The following is an 8,006-nucleotide window of genomic DNA, read 5'->3' as shown; positions in this document are numbered from 1 at the left end:
CTGTTGGCATCTTTACCATTGGTTTGCAGTTTGACCATTTCGGCAAGAGTGCTAGAATCGGGTGCTTGTGCGGTATACTCAAAACCAGTATTAAAAAATATTTCATTGATGCAAAAAACTAAAATTTAAAATATTCCTGCCCTTTATCATGTACAATGCGTATGTATTCTATTTCTCCTTCGGTCTGGCGATACATAATATTATAAAAATCGGCTTTGGCTTGTTCTTCGGGGTTGCTAAAACCATTAAAAGTAGTAAAATAACCATTTAATAAAGTAGTGGTAGAACCATCCTCGTGTTTGTTATTCATATCAGCATCATAATATTTGATGACAGGCAAATCTGCTTCTTCCTGTTATTAATTTAATCTACTACATACCTGCTTTTATTTCTACCTCAGTTTGAGATTTTTTTTTATCAATTATTCAAAGTTTAATGATCCAGATCAACAATAGAAAAATCCATTGCAAAATTAAAACTGCTAAAATAGCTTTCCGACTCGGTTCAGTACTATTATGTAATGCGGTTATAGTTTTTGTTTTTATAATATCTGTAAAAGCAATATTGTCCTGACTTAAATCAACATCATCTAATTGTATTTTTTTAAATCCAAATGACAGCACTTTTTTTAACCATTTATTATCTGTTTCTGACTTTACTTGGTCTAAAAGTTTAATTTTTGCCAATCCCAAATCAGCTCCTTTTTTGAACCCATCAGGTTGATTGTTTTTGAATTTTATTAAGACTCTATCTAATAATGGAGTAATCGTGCTCTCTGATTTGTCTTTTATCAAAAGATGTATAATTTTACTCATAATGTACTTATTTCCAAGTATCATATATAAAATTGGCGCAAAGAAAATTAGTGTAAGCAAGGTTGTTCCAAGAGGTTTACTCATAAAAAATACCAATATTATTAGTGGTCCAGAATTCGCATGTGCTGCATGACCAACATTTTCTGTCAATAAAAAACAACCTATAGTAAAGCAAATAATACTATTTACAGACCCTAATAAATTAATTTTTATAAAACTGAACACTGCTATAGATGTTATTTTTGTAAAGTATTTTATTTGTTCTTTCATTTATGCAAAAAGCTAAAATTTAAAATATTCCTGCCCTTTATCATGTACAATACGTATGTATTCTATTTCGCCTTCGGTCTGGCGATACATAATATTATAAAAATCGGCTTTGGCTTGTTCTTCGGGGTTACTAAAACCATTAAAAGTAGTAAAATAACCATTTGATAAAGTAGTGGTAGAACCATCTTCATGTTTGTTATTCATATCAGCATCATAATATTTGATGACAGGCAAATTTGCTGCTGCTCTTTTTTTATTAATATCTGATACTTTCATACCTTCTTTTACTTCTGCACCCTCTATGTTTAAAGATTTGACATAAATTTTAAAAGGATAAATAAAATTTTTTGGAGCATCAGAACCTATGGTTACACTTTTTTCCATGTCTGCATAATCTTTATCTGAAGTAAACCATCCTGTCTTTTTATCTTTTTCTTTTATAAATGCTACAGATACTCTTCCTTTTGCTTCTTCAAGCTTTCCTCTCTGCCCCAAAGGGCTGTCGAGGTTCATAAAGTAGATATGGAGTTCATCAATACTATTATCTTTCTCTGATTCAGAAACATAAACTCCTAAATCATCCCAGATGTATACACTTGTTTGATATACTCTATTATATTTACCAAAAATCTTTACCCATTCGGCTACGGGTTTACCAAAAGGCAGTTCTTGGTTTTTATAAGTAATCGCATGTTCGCTAATATAAAAATCGATTTCTGGCATGGATTCTTTTTTTGAGGTTTGACATTGTACAATAATACTAGTCAATATTGATATTGCTAATAGTTTCATTTAAAGTAATTTAAAATTTCCTGCGTTTTTTTGTTGCTTACAGCTCTTTGAGTTACCTGTTCAGCATGCTCATAAATAGTAGCACTTTGGAGTCTCAAAATAACATCTTTATTCCCATTAATCCATTTATTAACTGGTTCATTAGCCCAATCCGTAACTTGATATACAGGATGCAGCGTATATGTATTTATCACATATTTTGCAAGATCTTCTCCTGTTGGATCACTACCCGTCTTCCAAATATCCAAAATTCTTGTGGCGACATCTTTTACCGCTATTTTGGCAAGTTCAGAGGCTAGAGGATTAAGCGGATGATTGACAGCATCTTTGGCAACTTGGGTATGAGTAGGGTCGGTGCCATAATTTTTATTACTGTTTTCTGTTTGCTCTATTTTTATATCATCACCTGTAGAACCTAAAAGCAAGTTGTATCCTATATTATTAAACGTTGTTAAGCAGTCTCCCATATAACTAAGTCCTCTGTCTATCGTTCTGCCTAACCAGCCGGTATATTCTACTGCCGCTGATTTGGTATCAATCAGAGTTAAATAATTTTTATACATATTAAGTATCTCCGAAGTCTTCATGCCCTTATAAGTCGGATCTTGTTCCAGACCATCAGACTGCTGTCCGGTAGACAAATCTTCTAAAGTTGTAAGTATAAAAGCATCCTGAAAAGTTCTGTCTCCAGGCTTTCTTTGTACATAATCCTGTATACCAACAGGAGCGAGTGGAAAACTAAACTTATATCCAATTTAGCATGAATTCTAAAACATAATGAATTAATGTAACTATTGCGCTTAAAATAATAACGGTAAAAATTCTTACAATATTTTGGTTTAGTTTAGTTTCTATTTTTCTTTTAATATAACATAGGTCGATTAATACAAACGGAATAAAGGAAATCAATCCAATAAATCCACCTATCCAAATTATTATAGATTCATCTAGTCCATTAAATATGGCAAAAAAACCTGTTGCTTTAGTAGGTTTTCCAAGTTCTATTCTCATGCATCCCATTCCTGAAAATATACTTAAAAGAAGCCATATTTGGTATTTAATAATTGTTGTTATAACTTTCATTTAAAATAATTATGGTTTAATATAACGAATCATTATTTTTTTTAACAAACGGATTGTTTTATAAAATAAAAAAATGTCTATTTAGGTTTATATCCTGTGTTTTTACCCGAGCTAAAAGCTAATTTCAATTCCTCATCAACTTTTAGCCAATATTCAGTGTGGCTCAAACTGTGGGAAACGGTTGCTAAATAAGGTACACTTCCAGGTCTTTTAGCCATTTCTATATTCAGGTCAGTTTTTGCAACAAGATCCACATTGTATTTTTTTACAAGATCTTGATATATTTTAAGATTGGTTTCTCTTAACAACTTTAATTCTACATCTTTTGCACCGCTTACAACATATTCTAATTTATTAATTTTATCCATAATAACTTGGATTTGATCCGCAGTTATGAATTGACTAAATAATCTCATTAGTATTTCTTTTGTATTTTTGTTTTTTTGAGCAGCTTGCATACCTGAAAGGAATTTATCAAAGTTAGCTCTTTTCTTTCTAGAAGTATATTTGTCGTTACCTGTTATAATTAAATCGGCTATACTTAACCCTTTTGTTTGTTTTTTCGGAGTCCAAGAGGTTTCTTCGATACTTTCGGTAATACCAGTGTTTTCATTGAACAATGTCTCTAAAACACCAAGCAAATAACTGTCGCTCATTCCTGTTTTAATTGACAACAATTCATTTATAAGTGTCAAAATACCTAGTAAATTGAGATCATCAAAGTAAGCATCCCTATTATATCCGCCACTTCTTACAGTTTGATTTCTTATAATTGTTGTTTTAGCGTTAACCGACCATGTATGTATTCTGTCAAATAAACCTACAAATTTGGCTTTTTCTGATTTAAATTTATTGGTTTCAATGCTATTAATATATTTTATAATAGCATTCATAAGCATTCCAACACCATCTAACAATATGGCTGTATTTCTCCATAAGTCATGACCTTGTGTCTCATTAATTTTGCCCCAATAGCCAGAATCACCAATTATTTCAAAAGGTTTAAAATCTGTTTCTTTTATTCTTTCTAATGATTTGTCAAAATCACCTTTATTGAGTTTTTTTATAAGAATCTCAAGATTTATCAATGAAAAATCTGCAACAAATTGTTGTGTAATGTCATATTCATTATGTACATTAATAATCTTGCATTTTTTATGGAGTTTAGCGTGATTTAGCTGATGCTTCTTTTCGAAAAAAGGTGTTGATAAATAAGTGATGCTTTTTATTTCCCACAACTGAGGGAAACGCTTGTCTGTAGTTATTAATTCTGTAAATTGATTAATGACATTACCTCCATGTGAATGTCCTATTAAGTGTAAATGAATTTCTTTGTTTTTAAAACCAGGATAAACTCTTGTAAATAAATCTAATAAACGATCTGCAGCAAGGTTTCTTTCGCTTGTATTGTTGTCACCAGACCAACTAAAAAAGGTGTCTTCAATATGCAAATCTAAATACTGAGGTTTTAATTCCTTTACTTTTGCCCAGAAATTTTTCTGACTGTCACGCCAATAACCCGCATTGGCATCGTGTTTATGAGCGGTTATGTTAATTGGGTCTGTAGTACCAGCTACAAACATAATAATATCTTTTATTTCCCCCGTTTTTTTTACCACCACTTCTGGTTTTTTAAACCTTGGTTCTCCAAATGTTACATTTGCCATATCACTTATTTATTACCTTTCAGTTGAATTTTTTTATTCGAAATCAATGTTAGATTTTCTTCTGTTGCAATAATTTCTACCTTATCAGCAGTTTCTACAAACGTTTTTGCAAGGCTGTAGTATTTGTTGTCAATGGTAATGTATAAATTCTTTGCACTTTTATTAATTGCCATAAAATGATTTTTAATAGATTAAAACATATTTGATTTTTCAGCACTATTTACTTCTACCGTTTTTTTACTGCTCTCCAAAAGCATATTTTCTTTGGCACTAAAAATGGTTACTTTATCTGCATGTTGAGTAGACTCCATTGAACCACGAATATACTTTTCTTCAATAATTTCGGTTTTATTATTGGCATTTTCTATTATATCGCCAGCAGCTCTCTGGTTAATATCATGACCTGCTGTTTGGGTTATGTCCTTGTTTGCGGAACTCTCCATATTCTCCCCCGCACTTACCGTTACATTTTTCCCAGCTGTTATGTTTACATTCTCCCCCGCATTCACTGTAAAATTCTTCGGTGCATTGACACTAATATTCCCTTTCCCATCCATTTTCCAAGTATTACCACTTGGGTCTTCTATGTAAACACTTCCCTCAGCATCATTAAAAATCATTTTGGTGCCAGAACGGGTGTGAATCACTTTTTGGTCATTGCCACTACTGCCGTATCCTGAACTTTGACTTCCATTGTAATGCGATCCCTTTACATACGGTCTCTCGGCGCTACCACCTTCAAAACCTACTAGCACTTCCTCTCCAACTTCGGGAACAAAATAAAATCCTTTTCCACCTCCCGCATGCGGTTGTATGAGACGCATCCAGTCGCTCTTCATGTTTCCGCCAGCCCAGTAAAATTCTACTTTTACACGCCCCATACCTTCGGGATCGTTGTTGTCTATTACTTTGGCAGGTTGAGATTCAGCTTTCGCGTAGGCGTGTACATCCGTGTAATGGGGCGCGCCAACATCCGAAGGAATAGCTTTGAAATTGCAACTGTAATTGCCATGAACTTCGGAGTTGTGTGTTACTTCTATAACGACCAAGTTGTGCTCTACGGTTTTGTTTTCTATCGTGAATTTTTGTCCAATTCCAAGCGGAAGATAAGACAAACCACTGTAAAAAATACTGTTGGCATCTTTACCATTGGTTTGCAGTTTGACCATTTCTGCAAGGGTGCTAGAATCGGGGGCTTGTGCGGTATAGGCTCCCACTTCTAGATCTGGTTGTCTAACGGCTCCTTGTCTGTATCCAACAGCAGTTGCAAATCCATCGCCACTGCCTGTGGTGGTTTTTCCTGATGAATTCTTGATGTTGGAAGCGCTATTGTAATCATAGCCTCCCAATGATTCTTTGTGGGTACGAGCTTGAAGCTCGCACTAGCCCAGTGTTACCTAATGCTCGAGACGGCGGGGAAATTTTAAGACAATTCTAATAATAGTTTTTTAAAAGATAATTTTTAATTGTATTTGTTTATAAACATTATCGAGTATACAATCAATACTATTAAAATCATTAGAATTGCTAAACAAATCGGAATAACCCATAATTCTATTTTGTGTTCAGTTTTATACACAAAAAAATAAACACCAATTAATAATAAAACATTAAAAAGGGATAATATGGTTGATTCAATTAAAGCAATAGGTATATGGCTGTTTCCATATTTATTAACATAATACAAATGTCCGAAACTTATAATTTGAATGATACTGATTAGAATTGGAAGAATTATATTTTTATTCATTATTCTTAATTTAAAGTTTATATTAAAGTTATAATATTATATTTTTGGTTCTCTCATCATTTTTAAACGTTCATCTTCTACCATTTTTTCGATCTTCGGATCTGCTTTTTTAATTTGGCTCTTTTTATAAGCTTCCAAAGACCCTCCAGCTATTATTTGACTTCTGTCTTTTGCAAGAGGATAAACAATTGTTCTAAGATAATTATCCAATAAGAGTAATGATGATTTTAATTCTTTTTCTTTTTTGGAAATCTTATACAGAGTTAAAATCCAAACCGATGCAGTTTCTGCATCTTTAACTCCTTTAGTGTCTTCCTTTTTATCAGGCTCTCCGTGTTTATCAGAGTCTTGTGCTTCGTAGCTTTGAATTTGAACCACTTTGTTGTCTTTATCTCTATAGACATGTGAAAGGGAATATGAATCCTGAACCATGTGAAGGATTTTTCCTATGTGAAATAAGCCGTTATCGCCAAAAGTTTCAATTCCTTTCGTAAACCATTTTTTTGCTTGTATGATTATTAACTCTACTACTTGTTTATTTGTATTATTTCCAGTTGGCGCCATTGAATGCCAATATTGTTTTGTACCATGATGACTTTCAAATGCTAAAGTGCCTTTTGTATGCTCATTATTCCATGTGTTATAATAACATGTTTCTATGGAATTTTCATTTTGGCAAGGAACATCAGGCCAAGCAGAACCTTCATCTAGCCTAAAATCATATAAAACTCCTGCTATTTTTGCAGCTTTTTTTGTTATAGCTTCGTGAATTGCTCCTCCTCCTCTAATTTTAAAAAATTCAACTTTAATTGTCTTTCCGCTTTTTAAAGTCACGACACCATGGTCGTCGTCGTCATGTCCAACAAAAAGTAAGTCTTTAGATTTTAACTCTCTATTCGGTTCATTAAAATTTACCCTAGCAATAAAATCTCTTGTTTTACCTGTACTTGCTTTTATTTTAAAATGTGCAAATTCAAAATCTTTAGAAAGTAATTTGTTAAATTTAATAAAATCTGCGGCAAACATTTTGCCTTCATCCCCTTTTGCATCGCCCCCAATACTGTCATACCTTGTTCTTAGTATGTCATCAATATAGTGACCAATTTCTTCTATCATCACTCTAAACAATAGCCAAGATTTTTTTGGACTTTTTTCTGATTCAAGTATTAATTTTTCATTTAAATAAATTGTTTCTTTTATGTAATAACCAGCTTGACTATTTGATAAGCCTTTGTCAATTTTAAATGTTGGATATTTCAAATTTCCATTTAGAATATCCAACATTAATTTTTTGGCAGATGTATGCTTAATATCATCTCCAAAAATAGATTTTATACCTGCAATAAAAGGTTTTGAGCCTTCTAATATATTTAAATTTGAGGTGTCAATATAAGGTATTTTTAATTCCGAATTATTATAAGAATAAAGTTTAGAAGTTATTTCAATAATTTCTTCATTACTTTCTCTCTTTGGGGCATCTTTCGGCTCCCCATAAACAATCCCATTTTCTCCTCCTACTTCAGTTATTGCTTTACTAGAGTTGAAAACTATATTTTCTTCGGAATACATATGATGCGCTCCTTCAGTAGTTTTAGTTATAGAACCACCTACAATTCGTATTCTACTCAT

At 32.4% G+C, this 8,006-nt stretch carries 9 protein-coding genes; all 9 read right to left on the bottom strand.

All coding sequences use genetic code 11. The annotated features are described in order from the left end of the window. Positions 1–118: 118 nt before the first annotated feature. On the bottom strand, positions 119–310 hold the full coding sequence (locus tag FNW52_RS09395; RefSeq protein WP_143377206.1) for a hypothetical protein: 192 nt from the start codon (positions 308–310) through the stop codon (positions 119–121). A gap of 115 nt (positions 311–425) precedes the next feature. Continuing rightward, the gene (locus FNW52_RS09390) at positions 426–1,085 is read right to left on the bottom strand and encodes a hypothetical protein (RefSeq protein WP_143377205.1); all 660 of its coding nucleotides are present in this window, start codon (positions 1,083–1,085) and stop codon (positions 426–428) included. Between the two features lie 12 nt (positions 1,086–1,097). Further along, a complete protein-coding gene (locus FNW52_RS09385; RefSeq protein WP_143377204.1) occupies positions 1,098–1,877 on the bottom strand; it encodes a hypothetical protein in 780 nt (259 codons plus the stop codon). Beyond that, entirely contained in the window at positions 1,874–2,518 is a 645-nt protein-coding gene (locus FNW52_RS09380) for an HET-C-related protein (RefSeq protein ID WP_143377203.1), read from the bottom strand. The genes FNW52_RS09385 and FNW52_RS09380 overlap by 4 nt, the downstream gene beginning before the upstream one ends. A 103-nt stretch (positions 2,519–2,621) precedes the next feature. Then, positions 2,622–2,960 carry a hypothetical protein gene (locus FNW52_RS09375; protein WP_143377202.1) on the bottom strand — a complete coding sequence of 113 codons (339 nt, stop codon included), beginning with the start codon at positions 2,958–2,960 and terminating at the stop codon, positions 2,622–2,624. Positions 2,961–3,037: 77 nt separating this feature from the next. Beyond that, entirely contained in the window at positions 3,038–4,627 is a 1,590-nt protein-coding gene (locus FNW52_RS09370; RefSeq protein ID WP_143377201.1) for a hypothetical protein, read from the bottom strand. Positions 4,628–4,632: 5 nt separating this feature from the next. Beyond that, complete coding sequence (locus tag FNW52_RS20725) at positions 4,633–4,800, bottom strand: hypothetical protein (RefSeq protein ID WP_185965947.1); 168 nt, start codon at positions 4,798–4,800, stop codon at positions 4,633–4,635. A gap of 18 nt (positions 4,801–4,818) precedes the next feature. After that, positions 4,819–5,976 (bottom strand): phage baseplate assembly protein V, encoded by a 1,158-nt coding sequence (locus tag FNW52_RS09365; RefSeq protein WP_143377200.1) that lies wholly within the window; start codon positions 5,974–5,976, stop codon positions 4,819–4,821. A gap of 437 nt (positions 5,977–6,413) precedes the next feature. Further along, positions 6,414–8,006 (bottom strand): hypothetical protein, encoded by a 1,593-nt coding sequence (locus FNW52_RS09360; protein ID WP_143377199.1) that lies wholly within the window; start codon positions 8,004–8,006, stop codon positions 6,414–6,416.

Source organism: Flavobacterium sp. ZT3R18 (genome assembly GCF_007097385.1).
Lineage (GTDB): Bacteria > Bacteroidota > Bacteroidia > Flavobacteriales > Flavobacteriaceae > Flavobacterium.
Note: the sequence above shows the minus strand (reverse complement) of the source record. Positions and strands in the feature narration are given on the sequence as shown.

What these genes read in the sequence shown, in the direction of transcription:
- FNW52_RS09395 (WP_143377206.1), bottom strand. Translation starts at nt 310, where the DNA reads ATGAATAACAAACACGAGGATGGTTCTACCACTACTTTATTAAATGGT.
- FNW52_RS09390 (WP_143377205.1), bottom strand. Translation starts at nt 1,085, where the DNA reads ATGAAAGAACAAATAAAATACTTTACAAAAATAACATCTATAGCAGTG.
- FNW52_RS09385 (WP_143377204.1), bottom strand. Translation starts at nt 1,877, where the DNA reads ATGAAACTATTAGCAATATCAATATTGACTAGTATTATTGTACAATGT.
- FNW52_RS09375 (WP_143377202.1), bottom strand. Translation starts at nt 2,960, where the DNA reads ATGAAAGTTATAACAACAATTATTAAATACCAAATATGGCTTCTTTTA.
- FNW52_RS09370 (WP_143377201.1), bottom strand. Translation starts at nt 4,627, where the DNA reads ATGGCAAATGTAACATTTGGAGAACCAAGGTTTAAAAAACCAGAAGTG.
- FNW52_RS20725 (WP_185965947.1), bottom strand. Translation starts at nt 4,800, where the DNA reads ATGGCAATTAATAAAAGTGCAAAGAATTTATACATTACCATTGACAAC.
- FNW52_RS09360 (WP_143377199.1), bottom strand. Translation starts at nt 8,006, where the DNA reads ATGAGTAGAATACGAATTGTAGGTGGTTCTATAACTAAAACTACTGAA.